The organism is Burkholderia sp. Ac-20365 (genome assembly GCF_017104715.1).
In the GTDB taxonomy this organism is placed as follows: Bacteria; Pseudomonadota; Gammaproteobacteria; order Burkholderiales; family Burkholderiaceae; genus Paraburkholderia.
Genome location: NZ_JAAGPI010000023.1, coordinates 89,018 through 105,401 on the forward strand (window position 1 = coordinate 89,018; position 16,384 = coordinate 105,401).

14 protein-coding genes are annotated in these 16,384 nt (G+C 60.9%); 6 read left to right on the forward strand and 8 right to left on the reverse strand.

Annotation, left to right across the window (positions count from 1 at the left end; genetic code table 11):
- Position 1: 1 nt before the first annotated feature.
- The 5 genes from bcsB to bcsD form a co-directional block, all read right to left on the reverse strand.
- Complete coding sequence (bcsB, locus tag G3O01_RS29750) at positions 2-2,560, reverse strand: cellulose biosynthesis cyclic di-GMP-binding regulatory protein BcsB (protein WP_205810172.1); 2,559 nt, start codon at positions 2,558-2,560, stop codon at positions 2-4.
- A 3-nt stretch (positions 2,561-2,563) separates the two neighbouring features.
- Positions 2,564-4,795, reverse strand: coding sequence for a UDP-forming cellulose synthase catalytic subunit (gene bcsA, locus G3O01_RS29755; protein WP_205810173.1), 2,232 nt, complete (start codon positions 4,793-4,795; stop codon positions 2,564-2,566).
- Positions 4,792-5,580, reverse strand: coding sequence for a cellulose biosynthesis protein BcsQ (bcsQ, locus tag G3O01_RS29760; protein WP_205810174.1), 789 nt, complete (start codon positions 5,578-5,580; stop codon positions 4,792-4,794). The genes bcsA and bcsQ overlap by 4 nt, the downstream gene beginning before the upstream one ends.
- Positions 5,577-6,491 carry a cellulose biosynthesis protein BcsP gene (bcsP, locus tag G3O01_RS29765; protein WP_205810175.1) on the reverse strand — a complete coding sequence of 305 codons (915 nt, stop codon included), beginning with the start codon at positions 6,489-6,491 and terminating at the stop codon, positions 5,577-5,579. Before bcsP ends, bcsQ begins: the two co-directional genes overlap by 4 nt.
- 113 nt (positions 6,492-6,604) lie before the next feature.
- Complete coding sequence (gene bcsD, locus G3O01_RS29770) at positions 6,605-7,069, reverse strand: cellulose biosynthesis protein BcsD (protein WP_205810176.1); 465 nt, start codon at positions 7,067-7,069, stop codon at positions 6,605-6,607.
- Between the two features lie 358 nt (positions 7,070-7,427).
- Here bcsD and G3O01_RS29775 point away from each other — a divergent pair, with 358 nt between their 5' ends.
- Both G3O01_RS29775 and G3O01_RS29780 read left to right on the forward strand, forming a co-directional pair.
- Positions 7,428-7,826 (forward strand): hypothetical protein, encoded by a 399-nt coding sequence (locus G3O01_RS29775; RefSeq protein ID WP_205810229.1) that lies wholly within the window; start codon positions 7,428-7,430, stop codon positions 7,824-7,826.
- A 250-nt stretch (positions 7,827-8,076) separates the two neighbouring features.
- The gene (locus tag G3O01_RS29780; RefSeq protein WP_205810177.1) at positions 8,077-8,910 is read left to right on the forward strand and encodes an alpha/beta hydrolase; all 834 of its coding nucleotides are present in this window, start codon (positions 8,077-8,079) and stop codon (positions 8,908-8,910) included.
- A gap of 13 nt (positions 8,911-8,923) precedes the next feature.
- Here the strand turns inward: G3O01_RS29780 and G3O01_RS29785 are convergent, their stop codons facing one another.
- Positions 8,924-9,874 (reverse strand): peptidoglycan DD-metalloendopeptidase family protein, encoded by a 951-nt coding sequence (locus tag G3O01_RS29785; protein ID WP_205810178.1) that lies wholly within the window; start codon positions 9,872-9,874, stop codon positions 8,924-8,926.
- A 428-nt stretch (positions 9,875-10,302) separates the two neighbouring features.
- Between G3O01_RS29785 and G3O01_RS29790 the strand changes: the two genes are divergently transcribed.
- Positions 10,303-10,710: an SRPBCC family protein gene (locus tag G3O01_RS29790; RefSeq protein ID WP_205810179.1), complete on the forward strand. Its 408-nt coding sequence runs from the start codon at positions 10,303-10,305 to the stop codon at positions 10,708-10,710.
- A gap of 12 nt (positions 10,711-10,722) precedes the next feature.
- Here G3O01_RS29790 and G3O01_RS29795 read toward each other — a convergent pair whose 3' ends face one another.
- Positions 10,723-11,553, reverse strand: a complete 831-nt coding sequence (locus G3O01_RS29795) for a DeoR/GlpR family DNA-binding transcription regulator (RefSeq protein ID WP_241024366.1) — start codon at positions 11,551-11,553, stop codon at positions 10,723-10,725.
- A gap of 26 nt (positions 11,554-11,579) precedes the next feature.
- Here G3O01_RS29795 and G3O01_RS29800 point away from each other — a divergent pair, with 26 nt between their 5' ends.
- Positions 11,580-12,185 (forward strand): NUDIX domain-containing protein, encoded by a 606-nt coding sequence (locus G3O01_RS29800; protein ID WP_205810181.1) that lies wholly within the window; start codon positions 11,580-11,582, stop codon positions 12,183-12,185.
- Between the two features lie 96 nt (positions 12,186-12,281).
- Here G3O01_RS29800 and G3O01_RS29805 read toward each other — a convergent pair whose 3' ends face one another.
- Entirely contained in the window at positions 12,282-13,433 is a 1,152-nt protein-coding gene (locus G3O01_RS29805; RefSeq protein ID WP_205810182.1) for a porin, read from the reverse strand.
- 491 nt (positions 13,434-13,924) lie between these two features.
- Here G3O01_RS29805 and G3O01_RS29810 point away from each other — a divergent pair, with 491 nt between their 5' ends.
- Positions 13,925-14,917, forward strand: coding sequence for a helix-turn-helix domain-containing protein (locus G3O01_RS29810; protein ID WP_205810183.1), 993 nt, complete (start codon positions 13,925-13,927; stop codon positions 14,915-14,917).
- 66 nt (positions 14,918-14,983) lie between these two features.
- On the forward strand, positions 14,984-16,354 hold the full coding sequence (locus tag G3O01_RS29815; protein ID WP_205810184.1) for an undecaprenyl-phosphate glucose phosphotransferase: 1,371 nt from the start codon (positions 14,984-14,986) through the stop codon (positions 16,352-16,354).
- Positions 16,355-16,384 lie beyond the last annotated feature (30 nt).

The following is a 16,384-nucleotide window of genomic DNA, read 5'->3' on the forward strand; positions in this document are numbered from 1 at the left end:
ATCAATCCTTCAACCGGCGCGCAGCGACCGCGCGCAACATCCGGTAGAACACGGCCGCGATGATCAGCGCCGCGATCAGTCCGCCGAACAGCAGCAGCAGCGGATGCACGGACAATGCCCAGCGCATGTATTCGATCGGCGACAGATGGCCGACGTAATACACGTCGCCGTTCGACACGACTTCGAGCGTGCGACCGCGCACCACCGTCAGGCCGCCCTGGATCGACTGGACGAGATCGGGATCGAGCATCGCATTGGTCAGATCGGTCTCCGACTGGCCGGGCGCGGAAATCAGCGCCACGACGCTGCGCCCCTTTTCGAGCGGCGACTGGAAGCCGGTGACAATCGCATCGCCCGACGCATTCACCAGCGACAGGTCCGCGCGACCCGCCGTACGGACGCCGCCGCGATCGCCATGCCACCAGTTGGCGATACGGAACGACACGTTCGAGAACTGCATGCGGCGCGTGTCGTCGTCGGCGGAAAACGGCATGTCCTTTTCCCATGTGGTCAGCAAGGGCTGCTGGCCAGGCGCGCCGATCACGAGCAGATCCTTGTCGGCGAAACGCTGTACATCCGCTGCGGTCGCAACGGTGACGCCCGTGACGGGGTATGCCGTCGATGCGCCCATGCGGCCCATCACCATCAGATACAGGCTGTAGTCGCTCGGGTTCGCGTTCACGGGCAGGATCACGGCCGTTTGCGAGAGGTCGGCGAGCTTGCTGAATGGCCAGCCGCTGTTCGCGAAGGCGGCGAGATCCGGCATTGCCATGTAGTGCGGGAACGATGACAGATCGATGGTCGAATCGGGATCGATCTCGCCGCGCACGTTATCGAGCACCTGCCCCTGGCATTCGCCCGTCTTCGGCATGTCGTAGTAGAAGTGGAAACGCAGTTGCGCCTGCGACGCGAGCAGATGCGGCGGAATGTAGATCTCTTTCGACGCGGGCGCCGTGTTGTCCGGCAGCATCCGGTTCAGATAGCGGCCCAGATCGAGCATCGACGATGACTGCGCCGGAATGCGCAGCGCCTGCACGAAGTTGTTGTTCACGCTGATGTTGAGCGTCGAACGGTCGGGCGCGGGACGCACCGTGAAGCGGTAGCGCAGATCGACCGGCACGCCCTTTGTGCGCCACGTGAAGAGATCGGGGGGAATGCGCAGATCGACGCGCACCACATCCGGGTTATAGCCGCGCACGGACAGATCCTTCGGCACGGTCAGTTCGCCGAAGCGCACGGTGCGGTCGGTCGGCAGCCAGCCGGGCGCGTCGTACGGCTGACGCGCGCGCGGCGCGTCGACGTGCGTGATCGTCTGCACGGTGCCCGACAGCGCCGCTTCGCCCAGCGACAGCGCGTTCGCGGCGATCTTCAGTTCGCGCGCGTCGCGGCCCATCACGAGCAGCAGCTTGCCGCGCGCGGGCGCTTCGCGATCGACGACGGCCAGCATCGGTCCGTTGATGGTCGGCAGCGTGACGCCGGCCGGACGTTCGTCGTTGGTCGCAAACACCACGGCGTTGCCCGACAACGGCGCGTTGTCGAGTTGCGCGGGGAACAGCGCGCCGCGATAACCTGCGAGCGAACCGAACCACGACGCGACGGCGCCCGCTGCTTCCAGCGCCTGCGACGAAGGCTTCGCGGCGAACACGAACGGCAGTTCGAGGCGGCGGATATCGCGACGGTCGAAGAACGGCAGCGGCAGCGCGCCGAGATCGGGCTTCGTCGCCAGCGATGCAAACGTCAGATCGAGCGAACTCGCATTGCTGACGGTCGCCCACAACGCGCTGCTCGCGGGGTCTTCACAGCCTTGCGTGTAATGGCCGATCAACTGGACGTTCAGGTGATTGAACTCGGTGATCAGACGCGGTTCGAGCGGAATGTCTCGTGCGAGCAGCGTGCCGGCCTGTTCGCGCGGCAACGGCAAGGTCGCGGCAACTTCGCCGTTCACCAGCACTTTCAGATGCGACAGGTTGGACAGCAGCGACGGCGAGTAGCTGTAGATCAGATGCAGATTCGCGCCCGTCACCACTTCGTCGGCGCGCACCGAAAACGGCACGCCGTTCTGGCCATCGACGCCGCGCAATTGCAGCGGATCGAGCGCGCCCAGTTGCGCGAACGTGAAGGTCTGGCGACGTCCGCCCGAGACAGCCGTGCCATTGTCGGCCGTGGTCGGCATCGTGTCGCGGCCGCTGCGCACGGCGGCGAACGTCTGCGCCATCGGCTCGGCGAATGCGGGCTGCAACGCGGCGCGCGGATCGACAGGTTTCGCGGCTGGCAGCGGCGGCAAACCTGAACCGGCCGGCGCGGACGGCACGAGTGGCGTCGTCGCGGGCGTCGTGCCCGGCTTCGCCGCGAGTTCGGCGCGCGTAGCGGGAATCGCACCTGGCGCAGTTGCAGGGGTCGCGTCGGAGGCCGCCCGAACGGTCGGCAACAACGCCCCGAACAGCAGCGACGCGGCGAGCGTCGCGCGCAGTGGCAGACGCCATGCGTTGCGAATCGACAAACGCGCACCCATCCGCTTCGCCGCTGCTGAACCAGCGGTGTTGTTTCGCAAGATCCCCATGCTTTATTTTCCGTTCTTCGAGTCGGTTGCTGCGGCCTTGCGTCTGCCGCTCCACGTGCGCAGGTCGGCATACAGATGTTCGAACAGTCCGCCGATGCCGCCCACACCGACGCGCATCACGTGTGACAGACTCTTGAGCGGCGTATCGACTTCGCGCCCTTCCGCCCAGCCGGTCCAGGCATCGGCACGTGCAAACGTGCTCTGCACGAAATCGAGTTCCTGCTCGCGCGTCATCGGCGCGAACTTCAGGCCGACTCGGCCCGGCACCGAATAGGTGACATCGGCGGGAAACACGAATTCTTCCTGGCCGCGAAACAGCGACACGACCACGCTCTCGTGCAACGGCACCTGAATGGCGGCGGGCAGTTGCAGCGCGACGCCGCCTTCGGCGTAGTCGACCGTTTCACATACCAGCGTGCGGCCCGTCGAGAAGCGCAGCGACGCGGGAATGCGCATCGCGACGCGGTGTGTCGAGCGCACCTGGCGCTGCTCGCGCGCCGCCGCGACGCTCGCGCCGAGGATCAGCATGTTGTAGCCCGTCCACGCGAGGTTCAGCACGGTCGTCTGCACTTCGCTGTGCGAGCTGGAATTGAGCGCGATATGCACGCAGCCGACGATAAAACCAATCAGGTTCAGCGCCAGCAGGATCAGATACGGCCGCGAAATGCCCCAGTCGAAGTACTGCTCTTCGATACGCCCACCCTTCGCCGTCACGTTGAACTTGCCGAGCTTCGGGTTGATCAGCGCGAGCAGCGTCGGCGCCGTGATGTACGACGCGAGCACCGATTCATAGACTTCGGACCAGAACGAATGGCGGAACTTCTGCTGCATCCGCGAGTTCGTGATGTTCGCGTGGAACATGTGCGGCAGCGCGAAGATCGCGATCGTGCCCGCCGCCGCCTGGATGATGTGCGCGTTGAAGAACAGGAACGACAGCGGCGCGGTGAGGAACACGAGACGCGGGATGCCGTAGAAGAAGTGCATCATCGCGTTCAGATAGCACAGCCGCTGGCCGAACGAGAGCCCGCGCCCCGTCAGCGGATTGTCGATACGGAAAATCTGCGTCATGCCTCGCGCCCAGCGGATGCGCTGGCCGATGTGGCCGCCGAGACTTTCCGTCGCAAGACCCGCCGCTTGCGGAATTGCCAGATACGCGGTCGTGTAGCCTCGACGGTGCAGCTTGAGCGCGGTGTGCGCATCTTCCGTCACGGTCTCGACGGCAATGCCGCCGATCTCTTCGACCATCGTGCGGCGCAGAAGCGCACACGAACCGCAGAAGAACGTCGCGTTCCACAGATCGTTGCCGTCCTGCACGAGACCGTAGAACAGTTCGCCTTCGTTCGGCACCTTGCGGAACGTGCCGAGATTCTTTTCGAACGGATCGGCGGAGAAGAAATGGTGCGGCGTCTGCAGCATCGACAGCTTCTTGTCGCGCAGGAACCAGCCGAGTCCGACCTGCAGGAATGAGCGCGTCGGGATGTGATCGCAGTCGAAGATCGCGAAGTATTCGCCGTCGGTGATCTTCAGCGCTTCGTTGATGTTGCCCGCCTTCGCGTGGCGGTTGTGCGAGCGGATCGTCCACGCCACGCCCACTTCTTCGCAGAACGCCTTGAACTCCGGGCGACGGCCGTCGTCGAGCACGTGGATCGACAGTTTGTCTTTCGGATAGTCGAGCGCGATCGCCGCATAGATGGTCGGCTTCACGACCGACAGCGGCTCGTTGTAGGTCGGAATGAAAATGTCGACGGTCGGCCATGCGTTGCGATCCACGGGCAGCGGCAACGGCTTGCGCCTGAGCGGCCACGCCGTCTGGAAGTAGCCGAGCATCAGCACGAGCGCCGCATACACTTCCGCCGTTACCAGCAGCAGCCCCCACGCGGCGTCGAGCGGACGCTCCCAGTACGTGGTTTCCGTCAGACGCCAATACATATAGCGGCCCGTTGCGATCACCGACAGCATGATCATCACGAGCGTCGCGTAGTGCCCTTTCGCGCGACGGAACAGCAGCGCGCACACGAAGCAGCAGATCGCGAACGTGAGCTGCTCGCCGAACGCGAGCGGCACGGTGAAGACGAAAAAGAGCGCCGCCAGCGCGAGCAGCACCAGCACGAGCGTGACCGGCTTGCTGCCGAGAATGCGTCCATCGATCAGATGCGACGCCAGCCGGTCGAAACGCGAACGGCGTGGCGGCTCGGCGTCGACGGCTTCGAGAATGTCCTCGGGTGCGGTGCTCATGCGACGTTCCTCGGCAATCCGGCCCGACCGTTCAGGCGTGCGCCCAACCAGTCGCCGCAGGCGCGCAGATCGGCGGCCGCCTGGCTATGCGTGTCGTAGTGGATCACGGTGGTGTCGTAGGCGAGCGATTCGCTGACGCCCTGGTCGAGATGGATCACGCCGGGGAACATGTGGTCCGCCAGCGAATCGCGCAACACCTTGACCACGTCTTTCGTCAGGCTGCGGCTCTGGTCGACCTGATTGATCACATAGCCGTAGCCGATAAAGTCCTGACGCGGCAGCGCGTATGTCTGGATCAGCCGCTCCATCTGCGGAATCGCTGCATACGATGCGGCGTCGGCGATTACCACGTTCAGCACGAAGTCGGCGGCGAGCAGCGCGGCGCGCGTGTAGACGGTTGCGCCCGGCGGCGTGTCGATCAGGACGATGTCGTTGGTATCGAGCGCGAGCGATTCGAGCGACGCGCGGATCAGATACGGATCGGCGTCCAGGCGCGCCTCGAACTCGCGCCGGTCGTCTTCGTTCAGCGCGCCATGCGGCAGCGCGGTAATGCCGTCGATGCCGTCGAACATCACCGTGCGCCACGAAGCGCCCGCGAGCGTCGCGCGCGCGACGCCGTCGTAGTTATCGATGGGAATGCCGAAGTGCAGGCGCAGCGCGTTTTGCGGATCGAAGTCGACGGCGATCACGCGATTGCCGTTCGAGCCGAGCACCGATGCGAGATTCGCGGCGAGCGTCGTCTTGCCGACGCCCCCTTTAGCAGAAACAACGGATACGACTCTCATGCGTCACCATCCGCCTTGAAACGCGATTTGAAGGTGTCGCGCAGTGAACGGCCGGGCGCCGCCGATCCATGCGACAGCCGCGCGAAGAGCGTCGACAGGTCTTTCGACGGTCCATCGGAGCGCGCTTCCGGCTGCGGCGCGTTCTTGCCGCCGAACAGGCTGGCGAGGATCGAACCGCCCTGCTGCGATGCGACGCGAGGACTCTCCGTGACCGGCTTGTTAACTGGCTTGTTAACCGGTTTGTTAAATGGGGCACGAGCAAACGTTTGCCGCTCTTCGAAAAAAGGGGCGGCCGGAACGGCCTGTGCCGGGCGCTGCGGCGCGGCATCGCGTGACGGCAGTGAAGCCAGCGGCGCGGGCGGTGCTGATGGCGCAACGACCGGTGCGGGGGCGACGGATTTCATCGGCGATTCGGCAACGGGCGTCACGGGCACCGATGGTATGGACGGTGCGGACTGCGGGGACTGTGCAGACGACATGGTCGGCGCATTCGCGGCGGCATTCGTGCGATCCGTGGCAGCCGCGACGGCGGGCGGCGGGCTGAAACGGCTCGCGCCCGTTTGCGCGGGCGCGACGGGCGGCGGCATCGACGCATGGCGATGGCCGCGCGCGAATAACGGCGGACGCGCCGGGCCAGTGGATTCGGAATCGGAAGCGCCGGGCGCGTCAACTGCGCGCGCCGGCTGCGAAGGCTGCAACGCCTGCACGGCGGGCTGGACGCGCGCCGCCGGCGACGCCGCGGGACGACCGGCATCCGGCACGGCTTCCGTGTGCGCGATGTCGAGCGCGTTCAGCAACGGCCAGCGTAGCGCAGCGTGCTTCGCGTCGTCGTCCCGCGTGACTTCCTGATATTGCCCGGCGTCGCCGCCGAAGCGCCGGAACAGATTACCGACGTCGTCTGAAACGCTCATGATGTTCCCCCTGCTCGTCCTGCGCATCCCTGCACTTCATCAGCATGCCCGTGCGGCACACTGTTCACTATATGGTTAACGTCTTCGCTCGCGCCAAGTTTAGTCAGAGTAAGTCACGGCGCTTTCAACAGTCTGAACTCATATACATGCGCGCTGGTGCCTTGATATTCCTGCAATGCCAGCGACCCGGCACCCAGTTCGTGCAGCCAGTGCTGATACGCGCCTTCGAGAAACGCCGATGCCCACGGCGCAGCCGTTTCGCCAAATGCGGCAAGCGGCGCGCAGCTATGTTCGATGGAAAGATAGTCGTCCCGTTCGGCAAGACCGACGAAACCCCAGTCGAGTCCCGACCATATGCCGTTGAGAAAAGCAGCGAGGTCGTCGAGCGTCGTGCAGTCGCTGGCCGGATAGCGCGCGGCGAAGCGGGCACCGATGCGCGACATCAGCACGCGCAGTTGCGACGTATCGAGTTGCGTGTCGAACTCTTCGGCAAGCGCAGTCAGAAAGCCGCGCCATTGCACGGAAGTCTGATGTCGCGTGTAATAGTCGAGCAGGTTTGCCGTGTGTTGGTCTTGCATGTCCGAGAGGTTGATTACGTATGCGTAGGGTTAACCGGAACGCCGGAACGCCGGAACGGCACGGGTAATCCGGTATCGGACACCGTCACGCCGACAGACTGATATGGTCAGCGAATCGTCATAATGGGCGTCGCCAGCATAGCATCGTTCAGCTGCCTATAAAAAAGCAACCGGCACAGTTTCTGATGTGGGAAGTGAACGACGGAACGATTATTTTGCACTTGCTCTTTCGCTTCCGCTCTGTTCGGTTTAGCAAATGCTTCATTCGAACTGCGCATTTTCTTTCCGTGGCTTACACATCTGCCCGACTGCCTGCTTCTACTCAATGGATTACCGCTTCTGGAGTCACACGATGAACATCAACGACGAGCGCGCCATTCAGTTTCTTCGCGACATTCGCAAGCCGCTACTCGTGCTGCACAAGGCGATCCTCGATCACGAGCGCGCATTGTATGAGAAGGAGTTCGGTCCCGTCACGCCCGCCGCCTTTCTGCAAGTATTGATCAACGGAACGGGCTTTCGCTGGCTCAATCCATTGTCGACGGTAATTGCCAATACCGATGAGATTCTCGACGATGCAGAAGCGACCAGTGCCGATCGTGTTGCAGCCGTTGAATCGACCGTGGGTCTTTTCTCGGACGACCTGCCAGGCAATATTTTCCTGCCGCGTTATCGGCAAATTTTGCAGGGCAGTCCCGAGATACTGCATGCACATGGTCAGATTGCGCCGATTTTAAAGTCGCTTGAAGGAAGCTGATTAATCGACTCATTTGTTTCGCAATTGACTCGCTGCATAAATAGCGAAAGCGGGGCGCGCTCCTGTATCGACTCACCTTTTGCGAATTCGCTTCACGCGTGTTGAAAGCTCGATTTGCAGCATGCAAGAGTGGATTTCCTCGCTACGGTGAGAAGATGCGGGAGCGCACATGAGCGTGCGGTGTGTGCGCGAACTTATCGACTCAAAAGCGAACCACACTCACACGAACGCCGAACGGAGTTGAACACGCATGACACACTGGACGCTCGATCAGCAGTTCACGTATCGCGATCAGATGGTTCGTTATCGGGTCTTCGGCGACGGGCCGCCCATGGTACTGATTCACGGCACTCCGTTTTCGTCATGGGTATGGCACAGGATCGCGCCGCATCTCGCACAGGACCATACGGTCCATATTTACGATCTGCTCGGCTATGGGCAATCGGAGAAGCGTGAAGACCAGGACGTGTCGCTCGGCGTGCAGAATGGCCTGCTTGCCGCGCTGCTCGAACACTGGAAACTCGATGCACCCGATGTCGTCGCGCATGACTTCGGCGGCGCGACGGCGCTGCGCGCGCATCTGATAGATGGTTGCGACTACGCGAGCCTTACGCTGATCGATCCCGTCGCGGTTGCGCCGTGGGGCTCGCCGTTCGTGCGGCACGTGCGCGAACACGCCGCGGCGTTCGCCGGCCTGCCCGCATACATTCATAAAGCCATCGTCGATGCGTACATTCGTGGCGCGCTCGCCAGGCCGATATCCGACGACGATCTCGCGCCCTATGTCGCGCCGTGGCTAGGCGACGTGGGGCAAGCGGCGTTTTATCGCCAGATCGCGCAGATGGATCAGCGCTACACCGATGAGGTCGAAGCGCGTTACGCGCAAATGCGCTGCCGCACGCAGATCCTGTGGGGCGAGGACGATGAGTGGATTCCGATCGAACGCGGCCAGCACCTGGCCAGCGTCATTCCGCACGCGCGCTTTCAGCCCGTGCCGAATGCCGGGCATCTGATGCAGGAAGATGCGCCCGAAGCAATCGTCGCCGCGGTGCTGAGGTTTATCGGCTCAGCACCGGCGAGATGAAAAGAAACGGGGATTATCCGCGCTGATGCGGCAGAAAGGGCATCGGGTCGATGGGCTTGCCGTCGTGGCGCAGTTCGAACAGCACTGAGACACGCGAGTTGTTTTCGCTGCCCATTTCGGCGATCTGCTGCCCCTTGCGCACGATATCGCCCATCTTCACCAGCAGCTTGCGGTTGTGCGCGTAAGCCGTGAGGAAATCCTTGTTGTGCTGCACGATGATCAAGCTGCCGTACTCGTTCAGCCCTGTGCCCGCATACATGACCTTGCCGTCCGCGGCAGCGCGGATAGGGTCGCCCGGCTTGCCGGCAATCTCGATGCCGCGCGTCTCGCCCGGCTGGAAGCCTTCGACCACGCTGCCCTGCGCCGGCCACATCAACGCGACGCCTTTTGCATGCCGCGCGACTTCGGCGTTGACTTCACGCGCGTCGGCGGCGCTCGGCGCGGGTGCGCCTGTTACTGGTACTGGCGCCGCCGTGTTCGGAGCGCCGCTCGTGTTGCCGGCCGTCCCACTGCCTGCTGCTACGCTGGCAGCGGCTGGCGCACTCTTCGTGGCAGAAGCGGACGCCTGCGCGGAAGCAGAAGCAGAAGCAGGAGCCGCCGGCACCGCGACCATCTTCACTGCATCCGGCGACGACACCTTCAACGGCTGCCCGATATGCAGGCGCGAAGAAGTCTTCAGATGATTCCACGCGACGATCTGTTTGACCGTGACCTTGTTGCTGCGCGCGATACGAGCCAGCGAGTCGCCACGCTTCACCTTGTAGATCACGGGCGGCACGGGCTGCGCAACCATCTGCGTGGCAGGCGCTGCGGCGGTGGAATCGACAGCTGTTGTTTGCGCGGTCGATGCCGCGTCGTTGTTCTTTGCACCCTGCTCGCCGACTTGCGCGCAGGCACCCAACATAAAGGCGAGCGTGATGCTCGCAAAACTGGCCCAGTTCGTGTCGAATCCATTCTTCGACATATGCACTCCCGCCTTATTCGCGCATTGTTGTGTAAAGACCGGATGCTCGCGGTTCGCCCGAACAGCAGATGTCCATCGACACCCACGGACGGCGCGCAGCATGCCGCCTCGTTGCGGCCTCAACCTTCCGGCGTTACGCCGGGATCAATCCACCTGACACGGAGCCGCGTCGAAAATGATGCGATCTTCCGCTAAAGGGGTCGGATTGACCATTCAGATCAAAGCCGCATTGTAAAGTGCAGGCACCGGAAAACGCGGCACGCGAACACTCTGATACAAAATCCTGAATCGGCGTAATTTTGGGTGGATCGCAGGTAGATCGACAGCCGTTTCAACCATGCGTCACACAAGGCCGCTCAATTCCATATCGGCACGCCGTGCGCGAAACTTGAGACACACGACGTGCAGCCATCAATACGGAGACGACCATGACGGAAACTGTCGAAGCGAAGACGATCGGCGTGACGATCGCGCGCGACTGGCGCGAGGCGTACGCGTTCATGGAGCATCCACTGTCTTTCGCGCAATGGGCGTCGGGGCTCGGCAAGCCGCTGCGCGGTGAAGGCGCGCAATGGACCTTCGAAAGCGCGGACGGCCGCCCCGTCGCCGTGCGCTTCACGCCGCGCAATCCGTACGGCGTGCTGGACCACTATGTGAGCACCGGACAGGGCGACGAGATCTATATACCGATGCGCGTCGTCGCCAACCGCGACGGCTGCGAAGTGATGCTCACCCTGCTCCGGACCGCAGGCATGAGCGACGCGCAATTCGCCGCTGACGCGCAATGGGTCGCACGCGATCTCGCGGCACTGAAGCAGTTTCTCGAGAAACAGTAAGCCTCGCGCCGTTCACGCGCGCACGATCGAGACGCCGAGCGTTTCGAACGGCGCGGTCGCCGTTTCGGCCGCACCCTTCTCGACGATGATCGTGCTCACAGCGTCGATGCCCGCAATCATGTACGCCGACGCCGCGTTCAGCTTTTCCGACGATGCCAGCACCACCGTCTCGGCCGCGCGGCCCATGAGCGCGCGTTTTACATACGCCTCTTCCAGATCGCCTGTGCTCAAGCCCGCTTCGGGGTGAACGCCCGTCACGCCCATGAAGTAGAGATCGGCGCGGATATGGCCGAGCGTCTCGATCGCGGCCGCGCCCACCGTCACCATCGAATGGCGGAACAGCCGACCGCCGATCAGCACGATTTCCAGCGCCTCGTGCGCCGCCAGTTCGACGGCGACGCTCGGACTGTGCGTCACGATCGTCGCGTGGAGATCGGCAGGCAGATGGCGCGCCAGCTGGATTGCCGTCGTCCCGCCATCGACGAACGCGATCTGGCCGGGTGCGATCATCTGCGCCGCGGCCCGCCCGATCGCGGCCTTCGCTTCCGAGCCGATCGCCTGCCGGCCCGCGAGATTCGCCACGGCTGGGGATGACGGCAACGCGCCACCGTGGACGCGCTGCAGTTTGCCCTCGGCAGCAAGCTCCCGCAGGTCGCGGCGCACCGTGTCTTCCGAAACACCGAATGCATCGCTGAGCGGCCTGGCTAGCACCTGGCCGTCGCGCTTCAGTGCTTCGAGGATCAGCTTCTTACGTTGGGAGGTCAGCATCGTCATTAGTCTGAGGGTGAGACAACTCGAATTGCACGATTTTTCTTGATTTTGCACGAATATGCACGATACCATGAATTCATTCGAACCGAGGAGGATGCATGAGCGAGACGAATGAACGCGTGCGCATCGTCGATGTACAGCTGCTGTCCGACGACTGGTACGTGCTGAAGAAAACCACCTTCGACTACCGGCGTGCCGATGGCAGCTGGCAGCGGCAGAGCCGCGAGACTTATGACCGGGGCAATGGCGCAACGCTGCTGCTCTACGACCCGCGGCGGCGGACCGTCGTGCTGACGCGGCAGTTTCGCTTGCCCGCGTTCGTCAATGGGCACGAAGGGATGCTGATCGAAGCGCCCGCCGGCCTGCTCGAGGAGGCGTCGCCCGAAGAGAGGATTCGCGCTGAAGTGGAAGAGGAAACCGGCTATCGCGTGGCGAACGTGCGCAAGGTCTTCGAGGCATTCATGAGTCCAGGCTCGGTGACCGAGAAGCTCTATTTCTTCATTGCCGAATACGATGCCGATTCGCGCGTCGGCCGGGGTGGCGGCATTGCGGACGAAGGCGAAGATATCGAAGTACTCGAATTGCTCATCGACGATGCGCTAGCAATGATCGCTGGCGGCGAGATCATGGATGGCAAGACCATCATGCTGTTGCAGTATGCGGCGCTTCATCTGTTCGCAAATAATGGTGTGATGGCAATCTAATTGCGCCAATAAAAAAACCCGTCGGGCTTCGAATGAAGCGCGACGGGAAATGCGTGGAAATCTGACGACACGAATGTCGCTTGCTACATTACGCGATCAGAACTTGTGGCGGATCGCCGCGCGGAACGCGAGCTGGTTCGACGTCGACGACGGCGCCTGCGTGCCGAGAATGAACGCGTTGTCCATGATCGAGTTCGTCGAGTCGCCTGCAACCTTCTGGTACACGCCCTGCACGTAGAAGTCGGTGCGCTTCGAGATGTTGTAGTCCGCCATCAGGCCAACCGTATGAACCTTCGGCTTGACGCTACCCGTCGATGCGTCGTAGTTCTCCAACGTGTACACGTATTCGCCACCAACGTAGAAGGCAGGCGTCACCTGGTACTTCGCGTTCAGTTCGAAGTTCTGGAAGCGCAGGCGATTCAGCGTCGAGCCTGCTGAAACGATTGCGCCCGGCGTGCCGAGGTAGCCGTTGCCCGTCGGGTTGTGGTAATCCGAGTTCGTGTAAGCGAAGCCGACCGTCGCCGAGCCGAACGTGTAGTTGATGCCTGCGCCGAACACGCGCATGCGTTGCGCGAAGAAGCTGGCGTCGTTGGTTGCAATTGCACCCGCCGACGTGGCGCCTGTGTTGTTCGCCTGCAGATACGCAGCCGCGAGCAGCAGACCACCCGTCGCGTATTGCGCACCGAAGCTGTACTGACGGTTGTTGGCGAAATTCGTATCGTTGCTGAAGCTATACGTGCCGCCGAACTGGAAGCCGGCAATGTCCGGGCTCGCGTACTTGACCGTGTTGTTGACGCGGAACGAGTTGTCCGTATTGTCGTTATCGAACGGGTGCGAGAACAGATAGCCGGACCAGTTGCCGTTCGACGTCGTTTGCGCGAGGTAGTCGACGACGGAATCGTATTGACGGCCCAACGTAATCGTACCGAAGCGGTCATTCGACACACCAACGTACGCCTGACGGCCGAACATGCGGCCACCCTGCCCCGCACGGCCGCTATTCAGGTCGTAGCCGCTTTCCAGCTGGAAGATCGCCTTGTTGCCACCACCAAGATCTTCCGCACCCTTCAGGCCCCAGCGGCTGCCCTGCGCATAGCCGCTTTGCAGCTCGACAACGCTATGGCCGCCGACGCTATTCGTGTAGTTGACGCCTTCGTCGATCACGCCATACAGCGTGACGCTGCTTTGTGCGAACACGGGAGCGGCGAACGCAGCCGTAGCGGCTAGCGCGAGGATCTGTTTCTTCATTGGACGATCTCCGATTTTGGTAGATATGCTGGTTGGCGCGGGTTCAGGATTTAACTTTTTCATTCGGCATGCTTACTATTTGCGCAGCTTCTTGCCGGTTTGCTTGCGGGTGTGCCCGTATTTTTTGAATCAGGGTGCATGCAACGGACGAGATGCTGCCCGAGCCGTTTCATGCCGTCTAGTTGAAGGCTAAACAGTTGTAGAAATCGTTGTGAAATGCCCACGTTTGGTGCATCAATTCGTGGGATTGAATGGGTCTGTAGGGGATGTTCGAGTTCTTGTGGCGCAGATTCGTTAAAAGTTTCGCGCATGAAACTTCCGCGCTTTGAATCGGAATTGTCCGATAGGACGTATTGAAATGTCTTCGTATTCTCTGCGCCTTTAGAGGGCGTAGTTTGAAGCAACTGCTGAGCAACCACATTCGATTGCGCCGTCGACCAACCCCTGGACTACGTCACATGTCCAGACCGTCACACTGCAGGGAGGCATGGATGAAGTCGAATCATTGCGACGTCATACGCAGTCCGCGCAACGCTGTATTGAGGCAAGGCATCGGGTGCCAGACTCATCTCATCGGGGTGGCCGTATTCGACGGGTTCTCGATGCTGCCTGCGGCAGAAGTCATCGATGTGTTTGACAAGGCCAATCAGGTCTTGGCCGCGACGCATGCCGGCATGTCTTGCTATAGGACCGTATTTGTGTCCATTCACGGTGGCCGCGTCTCGAGTTCGGCGAGAGTCGATGTGCTGACGAAAAAGATTGACCATCTCGGCAACGCGCGGGCGCTGTTCTTCGCACGCGACAACGCCGGACTAACCACTTCACACCATTCGGAATTAATACAGCGCCTTCGCGCCGCGACAGCTGATCCTTACGATTTGATCGCAATGACAGACGGCAGCGCACCGTCATCGTCGGCAAGTATCCTGCGCTCTTCGTTTCGTCATGACGAGATAGTCACACAAATTGACGCAAGCATTGATGGCATAGCGGGTATCGCTGCGCATTCTCATGCAAAGCGATCGGCAGTTGCACGCGCGCTGGAATTGATCAGGCAGGACTTCGGCGTAGCCTTGCAGCGTCGCGTAATCGAACTCTGTGCCAACAATACCGCTCTCCCAGAATTGCCCGCTATCACAAGAGACAGCTGCAAATCAATCAAGCGGAAGATACAAGAGAGTGCGCAATGGATCACGAGCAATTGCAATAGGCCGATTTCCGTGACATTGGCCGCCCAAACCGCTGGAATGAGCGACCGTTCCTATTTGCGCCATTTTCGCGAGCAGATGGGTGTCAAACCATCTGAATATCTACGGCACTCGCGCATAGGACTCGCCACGAAAATGCTGGAAACGACCGATCTACCGGTGGACAAAATTGCCCGACGCTGCGGCCTGACAAGCGGCGAAAGTCTCGCAAGACTATTCAGGGACATTTTGGGCATCGCGCCCACAGAATATCGCAGTCGATTGCGTGCGATATAAAAATAGATGTGAAGCAGAGTCCAAGAAAGAACCATGCATATTTAACGTCATTGGTCAATACAAAAGATGCTGACTCCATTTGCAAAAGCCGCAGACCTTATCTGTATTACAGGCGCGGCGATCCTTTCCCAAAGCGTTATCTTTAGCGACCGATCTTCGTTTTCTCACATCGACGGCTTGCTAGGTCTGCTAGGTTTCGTTCTTCCATTCATGACGTTTCGGCTGACCAGGGTGTACAAGCCATTCCGTTATGACTCACCGCTCAGCGGCGCGCTGCGCGCAATCCTCGCCTGGCTTGCTTCGCAGTTAATTCTGATTGCGATCTCTCATGGCTATCCAGACGGTGAGATGCGGGACCGATGGTTCCTCTGCTGGACACTGACAGCCGCATGCGCACTCGTCGCGGCGCGCTTCACAATACATGCATTGTCGTCCTTGTTCAGACCGCGTCAATTTGCACCGACGCGTATTGCAATAGTTGCCTCAAAGGTATCCAGTGACGATCTCGTCGCGCAGATTGCCGCACACACGAGCATGGCCTTCATACCGGAGGTCATTTTCGACCCTTCGCTTCGCGTCAATACGACAATCGACCGGATAGCCGCTGTACGCGATATGAACGCGTTCAAGCAGTACGTTGAGGCTCAAAAAATTCGTGAAATCTGGATTCTGAACAATCCACTCAGACCGGTTTCAGTCGAGCATCTCTTAAGCGAGTTTCGCGACGACTTCATCAACATCCGCGTTCTACCCATTTCGAGCGTGGGAACCGGGAGCGGCTCCCCGATTGGTCACTACAGGGGCATCCCTGTCCTGAACCTGCTAGCGGCACCTGAACGCGGTTGGGACATTTTTCCTAAAGAAGTATTCGATCGTCTTTTTTCCTTCTTTATCCTGCTTGCGATCCTCCCGCTTTTACTGTTGATCGCCGCCCTGATCAAGCTATCTTCGCCCGGCCCCGTTCTTTTTCGGCAATACCGCAAGGGGATCAACGGCGATGTTTTCTCCATCTACAAGTTCCGCACCATGTTTGTGGGCGCTGACAAACCGGGTTCAGTTGTACAGGCCCGTAGAGGCGACGCGCGCATCACAAAAATTGGAGGCTGGCTACGGCGTACCAGTCTTGATGAGTTGCCGCAGTTTCTGAACGTGCTAAAAGGTGAAATGTCCGTTGTCGGGCCACGCCCGCACGCCGTCGAACACGACGAATACTACAAGGAACTTGTTCAGCACTATATGTTCCGTTACCGGATCAAACCGGGGATCACCGGGTGGGCGCAGATCAATGGATACAGGGGTGAGACGGCGGAAATCGAAAAGATGGAAGCACGCGTCAAGTTCGATATGTTCTACATTCAAAACTGGTCGTTCTGGCTAGACATCAAAATCATTGCGCTGACAATCATCAAAGGATTCGTAAGCAAGAGTGCCTACTGAGCGAATGTTACTAATGAGCGTGGAAGAGCA

Coding starts and splice junctions, on each gene's coding strand:
- bcsP (WP_205810175.1), bottom strand. CDS start 6,491: ATGAGCGTTTCAGACGACGTCGGTAATCTGTTCCGGCGCTTCGGCGGC.
- G3O01_RS29780 (WP_205810177.1), top strand. CDS start 8,077: ATGACACACTGGACGCTCGATCAGCAGTTCACGTATCGCGATCAGATG.
- G3O01_RS29795 (WP_241024366.1), bottom strand. CDS start 11,553: ATGGTATCGTGCATATTCGTGCAAAATCAAGAAAAATCGTGCAATTCG.
- G3O01_RS29810 (WP_205810183.1), top strand. CDS start 13,925: ATGAAGTCGAATCATTGCGACGTCATACGCAGTCCGCGCAACGCTGTA.
- G3O01_RS29790 (WP_205810179.1), top strand. CDS start 10,303: ATGACGGAAACTGTCGAAGCGAAGACGATCGGCGTGACGATCGCGCGC.
- bcsB (WP_205810172.1), bottom strand. CDS start 2,560: ATGGGGATCTTGCGAAACAACACCGCTGGTTCAGCAGCGGCGAAGCGG.
- G3O01_RS29815 (WP_205810184.1), top strand. CDS start 14,984: ATGCTGACTCCATTTGCAAAAGCCGCAGACCTTATCTGTATTACAGGC.
- bcsA (WP_205810173.1), bottom strand. CDS start 4,795: ATGAGCACCGCACCCGAGGACATTCTCGAAGCCGTCGACGCCGAGCCG.
- bcsD (WP_205810176.1), bottom strand. CDS start 7,069: ATGCAAGACCAACACACGGCAAACCTGCTCGACTATTACACGCGACAT.
- G3O01_RS29785 (WP_205810178.1), bottom strand. CDS start 9,874: ATGTCGAAGAATGGATTCGACACGAACTGGGCCAGTTTTGCGAGCATC.
- G3O01_RS29800 (WP_205810181.1), top strand. CDS start 11,580: ATGAGCGAGACGAATGAACGCGTGCGCATCGTCGATGTACAGCTGCTG.
- G3O01_RS29805 (WP_205810182.1), bottom strand. CDS start 13,433: ATGAAGAAACAGATCCTCGCGCTAGCCGCTACGGCTGCGTTCGCCGCT.
- bcsQ (WP_205810174.1), bottom strand. CDS start 5,580: ATGAGAGTCGTATCCGTTGTTTCTGCTAAAGGGGGCGTCGGCAAGACG.